This window comes from Curtobacterium sp. MCBD17_034 (assembly GCF_003234515.1).
Lineage (GTDB): Bacteria > Actinomycetota > Actinomycetes > Actinomycetales > Microbacteriaceae > Curtobacterium.
This window is the reverse complement of sequence record NZ_QKTN01000004.1, coordinates 117,600-134,338: the sequence shown is the minus strand read 5'-3', so window position 1 is coordinate 134,338 and position 16,739 is coordinate 117,600. Positions and strand designations below refer to the sequence as shown.

Here is a 16,739-nt window from a genome sequence, read left to right as displayed (position 1 = left end):
CGAAACGGAGTCACGTGACCAACGAACGACGGGTGCTGGTACACCCGGACAAGCAGGCCCTCGGCGCGTCGGTCGCCGCTCGCTTCATCACGAAGATCATCGACGTCATCGACGACCAGGGGCAGGCGTCCATCGCCATCTCGGGTGGTTCGGTGTCGACGCTGGTCCTCGCAGCGATCGGGCAGTCTCCCGCCCGCGAGAGCGTCGACTGGTCGAAGGTCCACGTCTGGTGGGTCGACGAGCGGTGGGTCCCGAAGGGCGACGCCGACCGGAACGACACCGGCACGGAGTCGGACTTCTTCGCCCACGTGTCCATCCCGGACGACAACATCCACCGGATGCCGTCGAGCGATGAGGGCCTGACGATCGACGAGGCCGCGGCCAAGTACGCCGAGGAGCTGGCCGGTTCGGCATCGTCCGACGCGATGGCGCCGAGCTTCGACATCACCCTCCTCGGTGTCGGGCCCGACGGCCACACGGCGTCGCTGTTCCCGGAGTTCCCGCAGCTGGCCATCACCGACCGCAGCGTCGTTCCCGTGGACGACTCCCCCAAGCCGCCGCCGCAGCGGCTCACCCTCACCTACCCGGTGATCAACGCTTCGCAGCGCGTCTGGGTGGTCCTGTCCGGCGCCGAGAAGGCTTCGGTTCTGGGGCTCGCCCTGGCCGGCGCGTCGGTCGAGGACGTCCCGGTCGGCGGTGTGCAGGGTCGGAAGCGGACCGTGTTCTTCATCGATCAGGACGCCGCGCGCGACGTGCCGGAGAACCTCATCGCGTCGACGTACTGACGTCCGCACAGCGTCGTCCGACGGCCCCGGTGCTCCCTCGAGGAGCACCGGGGCCGTCCTCGTTCCCCCGAGCACCAAGCGCTCCGTTCGAGGCCGCCGGATGGTCGCCCATGAGCGAGACGGTCGCGGCGACGGCCGGGACGACGAAGCCCCGGCCTCCCGCGATGGGAGCCGGGGCTTCGTCGACGGGCGACGGCGCGGGCTACTCCGACTTGAGCGTCCCGCGACGAGCTCGGAGCTGCTGGAGCGCTTCCTCCAGGAGCTGCGCGGCTTCCTCTTCGGTACGACGCTCCTTGACGTACGCGAGGTGCGTCTTGTACGGCTCGGTCTTGGTCACGAGGGGCGGGTTGTCCTTGTCACGCCCGGCCGGGAGACCCGACGACGGTGAGTCGATGACCTCGGGGATCTCCTCGTCCGGCAGACCCGCGGCGAAGTACCGCACGGTCTCGTTGCCGAGCGCGTCCCAGTACGAGATCGCCACTCGGTCCGCCTGGATGCCGCGGTCCTGCTCCCCCATCGGGCCCGCGCCGACGCGTGACCCTCGGATTGCACTGCCTCCGGATGCCATGTATTCAGCTCCCCGCCGTGAACTTGCTGATGAGACCGAGCACGATGATGCAGACGATCCACACCAGCCCGAGGATCACCGTGATCCTGTTGAGGTTCCGCTCTGCGACGCCGGACGCTCCGAGATTGCTCGTCACGCCACCGCCGAACATGTCGGAGAGACCGCCGCCGCGACCGCGGTGCAGGAGGATGAGCAGCGTCAGCAGGAGGCTCGTGATGGCGAGCAGCACCTGGAGGACGACCTGGAGGATGACCACGCGGACCCTTTCGTGTCAGTCAGCTGTACGAGTATAACGGCACGGCCACGCCGAACAGCGCGCCGGACCGGGAACGTGAGGCACGGTACCGGCCGGAGTCGAGCCTCCCGGGCGGTGGCGGGCCGGCTGCCACGGCATGCGGAGGAACGCGTCCGGCACCCAGGTGCGGGCCGAGGCGAGACGTGCGGCCCGAGGCGAGACGTGCGGCCCGAGGCGAGACGTGCGGCCCGCACCGACGCTGGTCAGAGGCCGACGTGCTGCCGGAAGCGGCAGATGGCCGCGAACTCGGCGACGTCGAGGCTCGCGCCACCGACGAGGGCGCCGTCGATGTCGGGCTCCCGCATGAACCCCGCGATGTTGCCGGACTTCACGGAACCGCCGTAGAGCACCCGAGTGCTTGCCGCGATGTCGTCGCCCCATGCGGTCGCGATCGCACGACGGAGCGCGGCGCAGTCGTCCTGCGCCTGCTCGGGCGTCGCGGCCTGACCGGACCCGATGGCCCACACGGGCTCGTACGCCACCACGATCTCGGCGGCGGGCACGGCGCGGAGCACCACCTCGAGCTGCTCGACCGGTACCTTGCCGGCACCGTGGGACTCCCGGTCCTCGGCGGTCTCACCCACGCACACGACCGGAACCAGGCCGTGCCGGAGCGCCGCGGCCGTCTTCTCCGCGACGATCTCGTCGGTCTCCCCGTGTTCGGTCCGCCGCTCCGAATGCCCGACGATCACGTACGTCGCGTCGAGGGCGGCGAGGAACGCCCCGCTGACCTCGCCCGTGTGCGCGCCGGACGAGTGCCGTGAGAGGTCCTGTCCACCGAAGCGGATGCGCAACTTGTCCGCGGAGACGAGCGTCTGCACGCTCCGCAGGTCCGTGAACGGCGGGAACACCGCGACCTCGACGTCGTCGTGGTCGTGTCGGGCGTCCTTGAGCGTCCAGGCGAGCTTCTGCACCGTGGCGATGGCCTGGAGGTGGTCCAGGTTCATCTTCCAGTTGCCCGCGATGAGCGGCGAGCGGGTCATGCGCTCCACCCGAGGGCTTCGAGGCCGGGCAGGCTCTTCCCCTCGAGGAACTCGAGGCTCGCCCCGCCACCGGTCGAGATGTGACCGAACTGGTCGTCGTCGAAGCCGAGTGAGCGGACCGCGGCCGCGGAGTCGCCGCCACCGACGACCCCGAGGCCCTGGACCTCGGTGAGCGCCTGGGCGACCGTCTTGGTCCCAGCGGCGAACGCCGGGAACTCGAACACGCCCATCGGGCCGTTCCAGAACACCGTCCGCGAGCCGCGGACCGCGTCGGCGAACCGCGCCGCGGTCTCCGGCCCGATGTCGAGACCGATGCCGTCCGGGCCGAAGCGGGCGGACTCGATCGCGTCCGCCGCGACGACCTCGTGCTCGGCGTCGGCCGCGAATCCGGACGCCACCACGACGTCGGTGGGCAGGTCGATGGTGACGCCGCGCTGCGCTGCCTCGTCGAGGTAGCCCCGCACGGTGTCGAGCTGGTCGCGTTCGAGGAGCGACGACCCGACACCGTGGCCCTGCGCCGCGAGGAACGTGAACAGCATGCCGCCCCCGATGCACAGGGTGTCCACCCGCGGGAGCAGGTGCGCGATCACGCCGAGCTTGTCGCTGACCTTCGAGCCGCCGAGCACCACGGTATAGGGGCGCTCGGGTTCGGTGGTCAGGCGCTCGAGGACACCGAGCTCCTGTTCGATCAGGAGCCCGGCCGCGCTCGGCAACGCTCCCGCCAACTCGTAGACGCTCGCCTGCTTGCGGTGCACGACGCCGAATCCGTCGGAGACGAACGCCTCGCCCATGGCGGCGATGCGGTCCGCGAAGTCGCCGCGCACGCCGACGTCCTTCGCGGTCTCCTCGCTGTTGAACCGGAGGTTCTCCAGTACCAGGACGTCGCCGTCCTCGAGGGCCTCGGCGGCTGCGGTGGCGGCGTCACCGACGGTCTCGTCGCAGAAGGCGACCGGCTTGCCGAGCAGTTCGGAGAGCCGCTGCGCGACGGGTGCGAGGCTGAACTCTGCCTTGCGTTCGCCGTCGGGCCGCCCGAGGTGCGAGATCACGATGACCCGTGCGCCGACTCCGATGAGTCGATTCAGGGTGCCGAGCGACGCGCGCACGCGGCCGTCGTCCGTGATGGTGCCGTCGGCCAGCGGGACGTTCAGGTCACACCGGACGACGACGCGCTTGCCCGCCAGGTCGCCGAGGTCCTCGAGGGTACGGAGTGCCATGGGTTACAGGCGCTCCCCGACGTACTCCGTCAGGTCGACGAGGCGGTTGGAGTAGCCCCACTCGTTGTCGTACCACGAGGTGATCTTGACCAGGTTGCCCATGACCTTCGTCAGGCCCGAGTCGTAGATCGACGAGTGCGGGTTCGTCGTGATGTCGCTCGACACGAGCGGCTCGTCGCTGTACTCGAGGATGCCCTTGAGCGGCCCCTCCGCGGCGGCCTTGTACGCCGCGTTGATGTCGTCGATCGTCACGTCGGAGGAGGTCTCGAGCGTGAGGTCGGTGATCGACCCGGTCGGCACCGGCACGCGGAGCGCGAATCCGTCCAGCTTGCCCGCGAGCTCCGGGAGCACGAGACCGATGGCCTTGGCGGCGCCGGTCGAGGTCGGCACGATGTTGAGCGCGGCGGCGCGGGCGCGGCGGAGGTCCTTGTGCGGGCCGTCCTGGAGGTTCTGGTCCGCGGTGTAGGCGTGCACCGTCGTCATGAGACCGCGCTCGATGCCGAACGCGTCGTTGAACACCTTGGCGAGCGGCGCGAGGCTGTTCGTCGTGCAGGACGCGTTCGAGATGATGTGGTGCGACGCCGGGTCGTAGGTGCCCTCGTTCACACCGAGCACGATCGTGACGTCGTCGCCCGTGGCCGGCGCCGAGATGATGACCTTCTTGGCGCCCGCCTCGATGTGCTTCCGCGCGTCCTCGGCCTTCGTGAAGAACCCGGTCGACTCGATGACGATGTCGACACCGAGCTCGCCCCACGGCAGCTTGGCGGGGTCGCGCTCGGCCAGGACCTTGATCGGCTTGCCGTCGACGACGATGCTGTCGCCCTCGAGCCCGACCTCAGCCGGGAGCTTGCCCGTGATCGAGTCGTACTTCAGGAGCTGAGCGAGCGCCTTGTTGTCGGTGAGGTCGTTCACCGCGACGACCTCGAGCTCGCTGCCCTTGGCCAGGGCGGCCCGGAAGAAGTTGCGGCCGATCCGGCCGAAGCCGTTGATGCCGATCTTGACGGTCAATGGAACTCCTGTGTCTGTCGAGCGTGCTTTCGACGCTGGTGTTCGGAGTGCAGGTCGGGGCCTGCGCCTGAGGCTGACGATACGCCCGAGACGTCGTCGGGACGACAGTAGCAGTCGGCACAGACCGGTCGACGCACGAGGTCGAGCGACGTCACGGACGGGCGCGGGAGACGCTTCCGCGGGTCCGTGGCCGAGCGCTCAGGCCTCGTCGAGGTCGTCCGGCAGGTTCGCCTCGGTGCCCGGGACACCCAGGTCGAGCGCCTTCTTGTCGGCCATCGCGAGCAGGCGCCGGATGCGTCCGGCGATGGCGTCCTTCGTCATGGGAGGGTCAGCGTGCTGCCCGAGCTCGTCGAGGCTCGCATCACGGTGGGTGAGCCGCAGTGCCCCTGCGTACTTCAGGTGGTCCGGGACGTCGTCGCCCAGGATCTCGAGCGCTCGCTCCACCCGGGCGCACGCGGCGACCGCCGCCTGCGCCGAGCGACGGAGGTTCGCGTCGTCGAAGTTCACGAGCCGGTTCGCGGTCGCGCGGACCTCGCGACGCTGACGGAGCTCCTCCCACTCCGCGCTGCACCGCGCTGCGCCCATGACGGTGAGCATCTGGCCGATCGCCTCACCGTCACGGATCACGACGCGGTGGACGCCCCGGACCTCCCGGCCCTTCGCCGCGACACCGAGGCGGGACGCCGCTCCGACGAGCGCCATCGCAGCCTCGTTCCCGGGGCAGGTGACCTCGAGCGCGGCAGCGCGCCCCGGGTCGGTCAGCGTGCCGGTGGCGAGGAAGGCGCCACGCCAGATGGCGGCGAGGTCGTCACGGTTGCCGGTCGTCAGTCGGTTCGGGAGGCCCCGAACCGGGCGACGACGGGCGTCCATGAGACCGGTCTGGCGCGCCAGGGTCTCGCCCGCCTCGAGCACGCGGACCAGGTAGCGGGTCCCGCGCCGCGCGGATGCGGACGAGCCGACGCTCGCCTCGCTGCGCACGCCGTACAGCTCAGCGAGGTCCTTCCGCACGCGGTGCACGATGATCCGGGTGTCGAGTTCGACCTCGACCGCGATCCTGCCCGAGATGACGTGCAGGCCCCCCGCGAACCGCAGCACCGTCGCGAGTTCCGCGGCGCGGACCGTGTTGCGGTTCACGGCCACGCGGGCCAGTTCGTCCTTGACCTCGGCAGTCAACGGCAATGCATCATTCCTTACGTTCGGGGGCACGCGGGAAGGGAGGGTCGGTCACTCCCTACCGAGGTCGCGGTTCTTGACGCGCACGGCCACGTTCGGCATCCCGCGGATGAGACTCGCCAGCTCGGCGACGATGGCGACGGACCGGTGCTTGCCGCCCGTGCAGCCAATGGCGATCGTAGCGTGTCTCTTGTTCTCTCGCTGGTACCCGGCCAGCACCGGCTCGACCGCCGCCGCGTAGCGGTCGATGAACGGACGTGCTCCGTCCTGGCCCAGGACGTAGTCCGCGACGTCGGCGTCGAGGCCCGTGTGCTCGCGGAGTTCCGGCACCCAGTAGGGGTTCGGGAGGAAGCGGACGTCCGCCACCATGTCCGCATCGGCGGGCAGTCCGTACTTGAACCCGAAACTCATCAGGGTCACCTGCACGCCCACGAACCGGTCCTCGGCGAACTGCTCCGCGACCCGGGCGGCGAGCTGGTGGATGTTGAGGTCCGACGTGTCGATGACGACGTCCGAGGCTTCACGGAGTCCGAGCAGACGCGACCGCTCTCGACCGATGCCGTCGAGGAGCGTGTCCTCGCCCTGCAAGGGGTGGGGCCGCCGCACCTGCTCGAACCGCCGGACGAGGACGGCGTCGGTCGCCTCGAGGAAGAGCACCCGGACCCGTGCGGTGGTGCTGTCCCGGAGTCGTCGGACGGCCCCCTCGGGGTCGGTGAAGAACCTCCCACCGCGGACGTCCACGACGGTCGCGATCTTCGGCAGCGACTCCCCCGCCCGCTCGGCCAGGTCGGTCAACGGACCGAGCATCTGCGTCGGCAGGTTGTCGACGACGTACCAGCCGAGGTCCTCCAGCGCCTTCCCGACGGTGGACCGCCCCGCGCCGGACATGCCGGTCACGATGAGCACGTCGTGCGAGGGACTACTGAGGTCGGTCATTCGTGAGCGCGCTCCGTGGTCACCGTGCGGTGTGGTCGTCATCGGACTGGTCCGCCCAGGCTAGCGGCTCACCGAATGGAGCGCGGGCAGATCCGGCGCTTCGGGCGCTGACCCGGGTTCGGGCGCTTCGGGCGCTGATCCGGGTTCGGGCGCTTCGGGCGCTGACCCGGGTTCGGGCGCTGACGTCGGTGCCGACGCGTCGAGCTGTCTCCGGACGGCAGCGGCCGTCGCCGGACCGATGCCGGGGACCTCGGCGATCTCCTCCGGTGTCGCATCGCGCAGCCGAGCCACGGACCCGAAATGCTTGAGGAGACCGTTGACGCGCGTCGGACCGAGGCCGGGGATCTCGGCGAGCCGGCTCCGGACATCGCGCTTGCGCCGTGTCCGCTGGTGGGTGATCGCGAACCGGTGCGCCTCGTCACGGATCCGCTGGATCAGGAACAACGCCTCGGAGTTCCGCGGCAGGATCACCGGGAAGTCATCGCCCGGTAACCAGATCTCCTCCAGGCGCTTGGCGATCCCGCACAGCGCGATGTCCGTGACGCCGGCGTCGGCCATCGCCCGGGCAGCGGCCTCGACCTGCGGCTGACCGCCGTCGACGATGAGCAGCTGCGGTCGGTACGCGAACCGCTTGGTGCGTGTGCCCTGCTCGACGACCTCGTCGCTGGTCGGGTCCGCCACGGTCGGGAGGTCGGCGTCCTCGTCGAGCCGCGCGAGGCGTCGTGACAGCACCTGGTACATGCTGTCCGTGTCGTCACGGGACTCGGCGATCGTGTAGCGCCGGTACTGGTCCTTCCGTGGCAGGCCGTCCTCGAAGACGACCATCGACGCGACGATGTTCGTGCCCTGCAGGTGGGAGATGTCGTAGCACTCCATCCGCAGCGGCGCCTCGGTCATCCCGAGGGCGTCCTGGATGTCGGCGAGCGCGGCGGAGCGGGTCGTGTAGTCGGCCGACCGCTTGGTCTTGTACAGCATCAGGGCCTGGGCAGCATTGACCGTCGCGGTCTTCGCCAGGCCGGCACGGTCCCCACGCTGGGCTGTGCTGAGTCGTACCGCGCGGCCACCACGCTGTTCGGACAGCCAGGTCTCGAGGGCGTCGGCGTCCTCGGGCAGCGCCGGGACGACGACCTCGCGCGGCGGCTCCTCGGCTCCCGCGTACACGCTCTGCACGATCTGCTCGACGAGCTCGCCGGTGCTGATGTCGAGCTCCTTGTCGACCACCCAGCCCCGCACGCCTCGGATCCGGCCACCCCGCACCGTGAACTGCTGGACCGCGGCCGCGAGTTCGTCCTCGGCGACACCGAACAGGTCGAGGTCGACCGAGTCGCGGAGCACGACGGCGCTCTTCTCGAGCACCGCCTCGAGCGCCTCGACCTGGTCGCGGTAGCGGGCCGCTTCCTCGTAGTGCATGGCGTCGGCGGCGGCTGCCATCCGTGCACGACGTTCGCTGATGACCCGCCGGTCGTAGCTGCCCATGAAGCGGACGAACTCCTCGACGATCGCCCGGTGCTCCTCGATCGACACCCGACCGGAGCACGGACCGCCGCACTTGCCGATCTGCCCCGGGAAACAGGGCCGCCCGGTCTGCATCGCGCGCTTGTAGCTCGAGTCCGAACAGGTGCGGATCGGGAACACCTTGATCATCAGGTCGATCGTGTCGTGCACCGCCCAGATCTTCGGGTACGGCCCGAAGTACTTGGCGCCCCGGATCTTCCGGTTCCGCGTGACCATGACCCGAGGGGCTTCGTCCCCGAGGGTGATCGCCATGTACGGGTACGACTTGTCGTCCCGGAACTTGACGTTGAAGGGCGGATCGAACTCCTTGATCCACGTGTACTCGAGCTGGAGTGCCTCGATCTCGCTCCCCACCACGGTCCACTCGACGCTCGCCGCCGTGAGGACCATCCGCCGGGTCCGCTCGTGCAGGGTCGGCAGCGGTGCGAAGTAGTTGCTGAGGCGAGCACGGAGGTTCTTCGCCTTGCCGACGTACAACACGCGCCCGTCGGCGTCACGCCACCGGTACACGCCCGGGTCGGTCGGGATCTCGCTCGCTCTCGGTCGCCACGGGACGGTGTCCGCCACCTACCGGACCTCCGCCGCGACCCGACTGCGTCCGGCCACGTGGTCCGCCGACCGACGGTCGACCGCACGCTGCGCGCCCACTCGGGCGTCCTGGGCATCGAAGATCTCGCGGAGGAACACGCCCGTGTGACTCTCCGGCACGTCCGCGACGTGTTCCGGCGTCCCCGTGGCGAGCACCGTGCCACCACCCGACCCGCCCTCGGGGCCCATGTCGACGATCCAGTCCGCCGACTTGATGACGTCGAGGTTGTGCTCGATCGTGATGACCGTGTTGCCCTTGTCGACGAGCCCCTGCAGCACGAGCAGGAGCTTGCGGACGTCCTCGAAGTGGAGTCCGGTCGTCGGCTCGTCGAGCACGTACACGGTCCGCCCGTTCGACCGACGCTGCAGTTCGGTCGCGAGCTTGACGCGCTGGGCCTCACCACCGGAGAGCGTCGTGGCACTCTGACCGAGACGCACGTAACCGAGTCCGACGTCGACGAGGGTCTTCATGTAGCGGTGGATCGCCGAGATCGGCTCGAAGAACTCGGCCGCCTCGCTGATCGGCATCTCGAGCACCTCGGAGATGTTCTTGCCCTTGTAGTGGACCTGCAGGGTCTCGCGGTTGTAGCGCGCACCGCCACAGACCTCGCACGTCACGTAGACGTCCGGCAGGAAGTTCATCTCGATCTTGATCGTGCCGTCGCCCGCGCAGTTCTCGCAGCGCCCGCCCTTGACGTTGAAGCTGAAGCGACCGGGCCCGTAGCCGCGGGTCTTGGCCTCTTGCGTCTCGGCGAACAGGTTCCGGATCCGGTCGAACACACCGGTGTACGTCGCGGGGTTCGACCGCGGGGTCCGGCCGATGGGCGCCTGGTCGACGTGCACGACCTTGTCGAGCTGGTCGAGGCCCTTCACGCGGGTGTGCTTGCCCGGGATGTGTCGAGCACCGTTGAGCTGGTTGGCGAGCACCTTGTAGAGGATGTCGTTGACGAGCGTCGACTTGCCGGAACCACTGACCCCGGTGACGGCCGTGAACACCCCGAGGGGGAACTGCACCTCGACGTCCTTCAGGTTGTTCGCCCGTGCCCCCTGGACGGTGATGACGCGCTTCCGGTCGACGCGACGACGCTCTGCAGGGAGCTCGATGGCACGACGCCCCGCGAGGTAGTCCCCGGTCGTCGAACCGCGGTTGTCGAGCAGCTCCTGGTACGGCCCCGAGTGCACGATCCGACCGCCGTTCACGCCCGCACCCGGGCCGACGTCGACGATCCAGTCGGCCGTCCGGATCGTGTCCTCGTCGTGTTCCACGACGATCAGCGTGTTCCCGAGGTCGCGCAGCTTGACCAGGGTGTCGATGAGACGCCGGTTGTCCCGCTGGTGCAGGCCGATGCTCGGCTCGTCGAGCACGTACAGCACGCCGGTCAGGCCCGAGCCGATCTGCGTCGCCAAGCGGATCCGCTGGGCCTCCCCGCCGGAGAGCGACCCTGCACCACGAGACAGGGTCAGGTACGACAGCCCCACCTCGAGCAGGAACTCGAGGCGCGCGCGGATCTCGCGCAGCACGGCGGCCGCGATGTGGGCCTCCCGAGGGGTGAGGGCGAGCGACTCCATGAAGGCGTGGGAGTCCTCCAGGCTGAGGTCGCAGACGTCGGCGATGCTCCGGTCCGCGACCGTCACGGCGAGCACCTCGGGCTTGAGGCGCGTGCCGTCGCAGACGGGACACGGGACCTCGCGGAGGTACCCCTGGAACCGCTGGCGCTGCGCGTCGGTCTCGGCCTCGCCGTACTTGCGCTCGATGTAGGGCATCACGCCCTCGAAACCACTGGTGTAGCGCATCTCACGGCCGAACCGGTTGCGCCAGGACACCGACACCTCGAAGTCCTTGCCCGTCAGGATGGCTGCCTGGACGGCCGGGTCGAGCTGGTTCCACGGGGTGTCGAGCCGGAACCCGAGCTCCTTGCCGAGTCCCTGCAGGAGCTTCTCGAAGTAGCTGTAGAGGCCGCCCGTCCCCGTCCACGGCAGGACGACGCCGTCGGCGAGGCTCGCCTCGGGATCGCCGAGCACGAGGTCCGGATCGACCGACATCCGTGTACCGAGGCCTGAGCACTCGGGGCATGCTCCGAACGGCGCGTTGAACGAGAACGTCCGGGGCTCGATCTCGGTGAGGGCGAGCGGGTGGTTGTTCGGGCACGAGAGGTTCTCGGAGTAGGTCCGAACCGCACCGGGGCCCTCGTGGTCGACGAGGTCGATCGAGACGGTGCCGCCGGTGAGCCGGAGTGCGGTCTCGAGGGAGTCGGTCAGGCGCCCGAGGACGTCGTCCGACGCGACGAGGCGGTCGACGATGACCGCGATGTCGTGCTTGACCTGCTTCTTCAACGTGGGCGGTGTGCTCAGTTGCACGCGCTCGCCGTCGACGATGGCCCGCGCGTACCCGGAGGCCGCGAGTTCCTGGAAGAGATCGACGAACTCGCCCTTCTTCTTCGACACGATGGGTGCCAGCACCTGGAACCGCGTACCGGTCTCGAGCGTCATCAACTGGTCGGCGATCTGCTGCACCGACTGCTTGCTGATCACCTCGCCACACACCGGGCAGTGCGGAACGCCGATGCGCGCCCACAGCAGCCGCATGTAGTCGTAGACCTCGGTGATCGTCCCGACCGTCGAGCGCGGGTTGCGGTTCGTCGACTTCTGGTCGATCGACACGGCGGGGCTGAGTCCCTCGATGAAATCCACGTCGGGACGATCCACCTGCCCGAGGAACTGGCGCGCGTACGCCGACAGCGACTCGACGTACCGACGCTGCCCCTCGGCGAAGATCGTGTCGAACGCGAGCGAGGACTTGCCCGAGCCGGACAGACCCGTGAACACGACGAGGGAGTTCCGCGGGATCTCGAGGTCGACGTCCCGCAGGTTGTGCACGCGCGCACCCCGGACGCTGAGCGTCGAGGTCGATGTCCCGGAGATGCTGGCGCCGGGGACGTGCGGCTCGCCGGGCTGCCCGAAGGCCGCCAGATCGGAGGAAGGAGTACCGCGGTCGGAGGTGATGGTCATCACCTCGATTCTACGAAGCCCGTCTGACATCCGGCCCGCCCCGCGCGTCCCACGGGGTTCGCCCCTCGCGGACAGCGGCGGCCGGCCCGGCACACGCCCGGGGTCAGACCGACGTGACGGCGGGCTCGCGACCCCACGACCGCCGCCGAGGCCTCCCAGAGGCGCGCTGCCGCGGTGCGATCGTGGGCATGGGGTTCCGCGGGGACGACGGTCGCCCCTCCGCGCAACTGGAACCATCCGTCCGGGCCCCAGTACGCGCCGGATCGGACGTCATCGCCCACCGCGGCGTGCACGAGCGGGACGGCCCCGGCGTCCTTGCCCTGCGCGACCAGACGGCCCCCGACGCGGAGCCACGGTGCTCCGGGTCCGGACGGCACGACCCCCGGACGCGACGGCGACAGCGAGTCGAGCGCGAGACCCGGGTGCGCCACGACGCTCCGCACGGAGGAGCCGCTGTCCGCGAGACGCTGGGCGAGCTCGAACCCGAACAGCATCACGGCGAGCTTGCTCCGCGCGTACTGGAGGTAGTTCACGTAGGGATCCGCCCGGAAGGGGTCCCGTCCGTCGAGCCGGACCCACCGGTGGCTGATGCTCCCGACGTGCACCACGCGACCCGCCGTCCGCTCGAGCAGCGGCAGCACCTGCGCCGTCAAGGCGAAGTGCCCGAGGTGGTTCGTCCCGATCTGCAGCTCGATCCCCTGGGCGGTGCGACGTTCCCGGCGCGACCCCACGACCCCCGCGTTGTTCACGAGGGCGTCGACCGGTCCGAGACCGGCGATGGCGTCGGCCGCCTCCGTGACGCTCCTGAGGTCGGCCAGGTCGACGAGGACCTGCGCGATCGATGCGTCCGGTGCCGCACGACGGATCGCCTGCTCGGCTCGCGCAGCGCGCTCCCGGTCGCGGCACGCGAGCACGACGCGGTGCCCCGCCACGGCGAGCTGCTCGGCCGTGAAGTACCCGAGGCCCGCACTCGCCCCCGTCACGACGACGGTGCGCCGGACCGCCGGATCACCGGACATGTCCGGCGGCCTCCATCTGTCGCAGGGCCTTCTTCAGGTCCTGGACCTCGTCACGGAGCCGCGCGGCCAGCTCGAACTTCAGCTCGCCGGCCGCCTGCAGCATCTGCTCGTTGAGGTCCGCGATCGTCGACTCGAGTTGGCTCGCACCCTCGGCCGCGAGGCCTTCGCGGCGGAGGTTCGGCGTGGGCGAGCGACGGGCGTCGCCGGCCCCGCGGCGCTCCAGGAGCTCGCGGGTGTCGGCGCCCTCGCGCGCGAGGACCTCGGTGATGTCCGCGATCTTCTTGCGGAGCGGCTGCGGGTCGATCCCACGCTCGGTGTTGTAGGCGATCTGCTTTTCGCGACGCCGCTCGGTCTCGTCGAGCGCCTGCCGCATCGAGTCCGTGATCTTGTCGGCGTACATGTGGACCTCACCGCTGACGTTGCGGGCGGCACGACCGATCGTCTGGATGAGCGAGGTGGACGACCGGAGGAAGCCCTCTTTGTCGGCGTCGAGGATCGCGACGAGCGACACCTCGGGCAGGTCGAGCCCCTCGCGCAGCAGGTTGATGCCGACGAGCACGTCGTACACGCCCTGCCGCAGTTCGGTCAGCAGCTCGACGCGCTTCAGCGTGTCGACGTCCGAGTGCAGGTAGCGGACACGCACGCCCGCGTTCCCGAGGAAGTCCGTGAGCTCCTCGGCCATGCGCTTGGTCAGGGTGGTCACGAGGACGCGCTCGTCCCGGTCCACACGGATGCGGATCTCCTCGAGCAGGTCGTCGATCTGCCCCTCACTCGGTTTGATCACGATCTGCGGGTCGACGAGCCCCGTCGGCCGGATGATCTGCTCCACCACGCTGTCGGTCACACCCAGCTCGTAGCGGCCGGGCGTCGCCGACAGGTAGACCTTTTGACCGACGCGGTCGAGGAACTCCTCCCACGTCAGCGGGCGGTTGTCCATCGCGCTCGGCAGCCGGAATCCGTGCTCCACGAGCGTGCGCTTGCGTGACGCGTCGCCTTCGTACATGGCGCCGATCTGCGGCACGGTGACGTGCGACTCGTCGATGACGACGAGGAAGTCGTCCGGGAAGTAGTCGATCAGGCAGTGGGGCGCCTCGCCGGGGGCGCGGCCGTCGATGTGACGCGAGTAGTTCTCGATGCCGCTGCAGAACCCGATCTGCTCCATCATCTCGATGTCGAACGTCGTGCGCATGCGCAGCCGCTGGGCCTCGAGCAGCTTGCCCTGCTGCTCGAGTTCGGCCAGGCGCTCTGCCAGTTCCTCCTTGATGGTGCCGATCGCGCGGTGCATCACGTCGGTGGCGGCGACGTAGTGCGAGCCGGGGAACACGGTCACCGCGGGCAGCTCCTTCACGACGTTGCCCGTGAGCGGGTGCAGCGCCGTCAGGGCCTCGATCTCGTCGCCGAACATCTCGATGCGGATCGCGAGTTCCTCGTACACGGGGATGATCTCGATCGTGTCGCCACGCACGCGGAACGTGCCCCGGGCGAAGTCGACGTCGTTGCGCTGGTACTGCATCGCCACGAAGCGGCGCACGAGGGTGTCCCGAGAGATCTGCTGTCCCACCTGCAGCGCGAGGGACGCGTTCATGTACTGCTCCGGCGTACCGAGGCCGTAGATGCAGGACACCGTCGAGACGACCACGGTGTCCCTGCGGCTCAGCAGGGAGTTCGTCGTCGAGTGCCGGAGCCGCTCGACCTCGGCGTTGATCGACGAGTCCTTCTCGATGAAGGTGTCGGTCTGCGGGACGTACGCCTCGGGTTGGTAGTAGTCGTAGTACGAGACGAAGTACTCGACCGCGTTGTTCGGGAGCAGACCGCGGAACTCGTTGGCGAGCTGCGCGGCGAGCGTCTTGTTGTGGGCGAGCACCAGGGTCGGCCGTTGCACCTGCTCGATGAGCCACGCGGTGGTCGCCGACTTGCCCGTCCCCGTGGCGCCGAGCAGGACCACGTCCGTCTCGCCCGCGTTGATCCGCCCCGCGAGTTCCGCGATGGCGGCCGGCTGGTCACCGCTGGGCTCGTACTCGGAGATGACCTCGAACCGACGGAGGGCTCGGGTGGGTTCGATCATCGTGGTCATGCCGTCGATGCTAAGCGCGACGACCGACAGCGGCCCGACTGGTTCGCGGCGGGCTGATCGCTCGCGCGTATCCTGGTGTGATCACGCTCCAAGATGGCTGATAGGGACCGGCGATACCGTGATCGACCGTGGGGAGGCGCTCAGGTCGCCGGCTCCACCGCTCCCCCGCTCACTCCGAAGAACAGGACCCGCGATGACCACCGCAGCGAAACCGGCCGCGGCCCCCGTACCCGTCAAGGCGAGCCCCTTCCGTGGACGCCTCCGCGGACGGGTCCTGCTCCTGCTCTGCGTCATGTACGCGATCTCGTACATCGACCGGACGAACATCTCGACCGCCCTCCCCGAGATGGCGAAGGACCTGGACCTGTCGACGACGGCGCAGGGTGCGATCGTGTCCGCGTTCGCGCTCCCCTACGCCTTCGTCCAGATGGGCGGCGGCTGGCTGGGCGAGAAGATCGGCCCGCGTCGGTCGCTCCTCGCCATCGGTGTCCTCTGGGGCGTCGCGACGATCTGGACGGGCCTCGCGGGCGGCGTCCTCAGTCTCTTCCTCGCTCGCGCACTCCTCGGCCTCACCGAGGGATCCGCGTTCCCCACCGCGACGCAGGCGATGAGCCGGTGGATCCCCCGGGACCGCAACGGGTTCGCCCAGGGGATCGTGCACTCCGCCTCGCGGCTCGGCAACGCCCTCGCCCCGCTCCTCGTCGCGGCGATCATCGCCGCCGCCGGCTGGCGCGAGTCCTTCATCTACGTCGGCCTGCTCAGCGCCATCTGGGCGGGATTCTGGTGGTTCCTCTTCCGCGATCGTCCGGAGACCGCACCCGGCATCTCGCAGCGGGAGCTGGACGAACTCCCGCCCGCCCAGGTGCGCGCCACGCGTCCGCCGGTCCCGTGGCGCCAGCTCATCAAGCAGATCCTGCCGGTCTCGTTCGTCGACTTCGGCTACGGCTGGACGCTCTGGGTGTTCCTCACCTGGATCCCGTCATTCCTCGCCGACTCCTACCACCTCCCGCTCACGACGTACGCCGGCTACACGTCGGTGATCCTCCTCGCCGGCGTGATCGGCGACACCGTCGGTGGCATCGTCTCGGACCGACTCATCCGTCGTGCCGGTGACGCGCGCAAGGCCCGTCGCACGGTCCTCCTGATCGGGCTCGTGGGTTCCGCGGTGTGCCTGCTCCCGCTGCTGTTCTCGCACCACCTCTGGCTCGCGTCCGCCTCGCTCATGCTCTCGTTCTTCTTCCTCGAGCTGACGAACGCCAACCTGTGGGCCATCCCGATGGACGTCGCCCCCCAGTGGTCGGGCACCGCGAGCGGCATGATGAACACCGGCTACGGCTTCGCCGGCGTGTTCTCCCCCATCGTGTTCGGGTGGCTCGTCGGGGTGTCCGGGTGGCAGTGGCCGTTCGCCCTGTCCGTCGCACTCCTCCTCGGCGCCGCGATCGTCGCCTGGTTCATGAACCCGAGGCGCCTGACGGTCACCGACGGCGTGCTCGAGATCGGCGTCCCGGCGGCGGAACGCATCGCCTGAGACCACGACGGACGGGCCGTCCCACCTGGGTGGGACGGCCCGTT

The 16,739-nt window shown here is 69.6% G+C and carries 13 protein-coding genes; 2 read left to right on the top strand and 11 right to left on the bottom strand.

Features of this window, described 5'->3' with window-relative positions; genetic code table 11:
• The first annotated feature begins 14 nt into the window (after nt 1-14).
• A complete protein-coding gene (pgl, locus tag DEI92_RS09280; protein WP_111013278.1) occupies nt 15-785 on the top strand; it encodes a 6-phosphogluconolactonase in 771 nt (256 codons plus the stop codon).
• 202 nt (nt 786-987) lie between these two features.
• Here the strand turns inward: pgl and DEI92_RS09275 are convergent, their stop codons facing one another.
• The 11 genes from DEI92_RS09275 to uvrB form a co-directional block, all read right to left on the bottom strand.
• Nucleotides 988-1,353 (bottom strand): RNA polymerase-binding protein RbpA, encoded by a 366-nt coding sequence (locus DEI92_RS09275; RefSeq protein WP_111009117.1) that lies wholly within the window; start codon nt 1,351-1,353, stop codon nt 988-990.
• A 4-nt stretch (nt 1,354-1,357) separates the two neighbouring features.
• Nucleotides 1,358-1,609: a preprotein translocase subunit SecG gene (secG, locus tag DEI92_RS09270; RefSeq protein ID WP_111009118.1), complete on the bottom strand. Its 252-nt coding sequence runs from the start codon at nt 1,607-1,609 to the stop codon at nt 1,358-1,360.
• A 242-nt stretch (nt 1,610-1,851) separates the two neighbouring features.
• Nucleotides 1,852-2,631, bottom strand: a complete 780-nt coding sequence (gene tpiA / locus DEI92_RS09265) for a triose-phosphate isomerase (protein ID WP_111009348.1) — start codon at nt 2,629-2,631, stop codon at nt 1,852-1,854.
• Nucleotides 2,628-3,845: a phosphoglycerate kinase gene (locus tag DEI92_RS09260; RefSeq protein ID WP_111013277.1), complete on the bottom strand. Its 1,218-nt coding sequence runs from the start codon at nt 3,843-3,845 to the stop codon at nt 2,628-2,630. The genes tpiA and DEI92_RS09260 overlap by 4 nt, the downstream gene beginning before the upstream one ends.
• A 3-nt stretch (nt 3,846-3,848) precedes the next feature.
• Nucleotides 3,849-4,853, bottom strand: a complete 1,005-nt coding sequence (gene gap / locus DEI92_RS09255) for a type I glyceraldehyde-3-phosphate dehydrogenase (RefSeq protein WP_111009120.1) — start codon at nt 4,851-4,853, stop codon at nt 3,849-3,851.
• A gap of 198 nt (nt 4,854-5,051) precedes the next feature.
• A complete protein-coding gene (whiA, locus tag DEI92_RS09250; protein WP_111013276.1) occupies nt 5,052-6,032 on the bottom strand; it encodes a DNA-binding protein WhiA in 981 nt (326 codons plus the stop codon).
• A gap of 45 nt (nt 6,033-6,077) precedes the next feature.
• Nucleotides 6,078-6,962 carry an RNase adapter RapZ gene (gene rapZ / locus DEI92_RS09245; RefSeq protein ID WP_111009122.1) on the bottom strand — a complete coding sequence of 295 codons (885 nt, stop codon included), beginning with the start codon at nt 6,960-6,962 and terminating at the stop codon, nt 6,078-6,080.
• A gap of 60 nt (nt 6,963-7,022) precedes the next feature.
• Entirely contained in the window at nt 7,023-9,044 is a 2,022-nt protein-coding gene (gene uvrC / locus DEI92_RS09240) for an excinuclease ABC subunit UvrC (RefSeq protein ID WP_111013275.1), read from the bottom strand.
• Nucleotides 9,045-12,074 (bottom strand): excinuclease ABC subunit UvrA, encoded by a 3,030-nt coding sequence (gene uvrA, locus DEI92_RS09235; protein WP_258370149.1) that lies wholly within the window; start codon nt 12,072-12,074, stop codon nt 9,045-9,047.
• Nucleotides 12,074-13,093 carry an SDR family NAD(P)-dependent oxidoreductase gene (locus DEI92_RS09230; protein WP_111013274.1) on the bottom strand — a complete coding sequence of 340 codons (1,020 nt, stop codon included), beginning with the start codon at nt 13,091-13,093 and terminating at the stop codon, nt 12,074-12,076. Before DEI92_RS09230 ends, uvrA begins: the two co-directional genes overlap by 1 nt.
• Nucleotides 13,083-15,167 (bottom strand): excinuclease ABC subunit UvrB, encoded by a 2,085-nt coding sequence (gene uvrB / locus DEI92_RS09225; protein ID WP_181434794.1) that lies wholly within the window; start codon nt 15,165-15,167, stop codon nt 13,083-13,085. The genes DEI92_RS09230 and uvrB overlap by 11 nt, the downstream gene beginning before the upstream one ends.
• Nucleotides 15,168-15,360: 193 nt before the next feature.
• Between uvrB and DEI92_RS09220 the strand changes: the two genes are divergently transcribed.
• Entirely contained in the window at nt 15,361-16,695 is a 1,335-nt protein-coding gene (locus tag DEI92_RS09220; RefSeq protein ID WP_111013273.1) for an MFS transporter, read from the top strand.
• Nucleotides 16,696-16,739 lie beyond the last annotated feature (44 nt).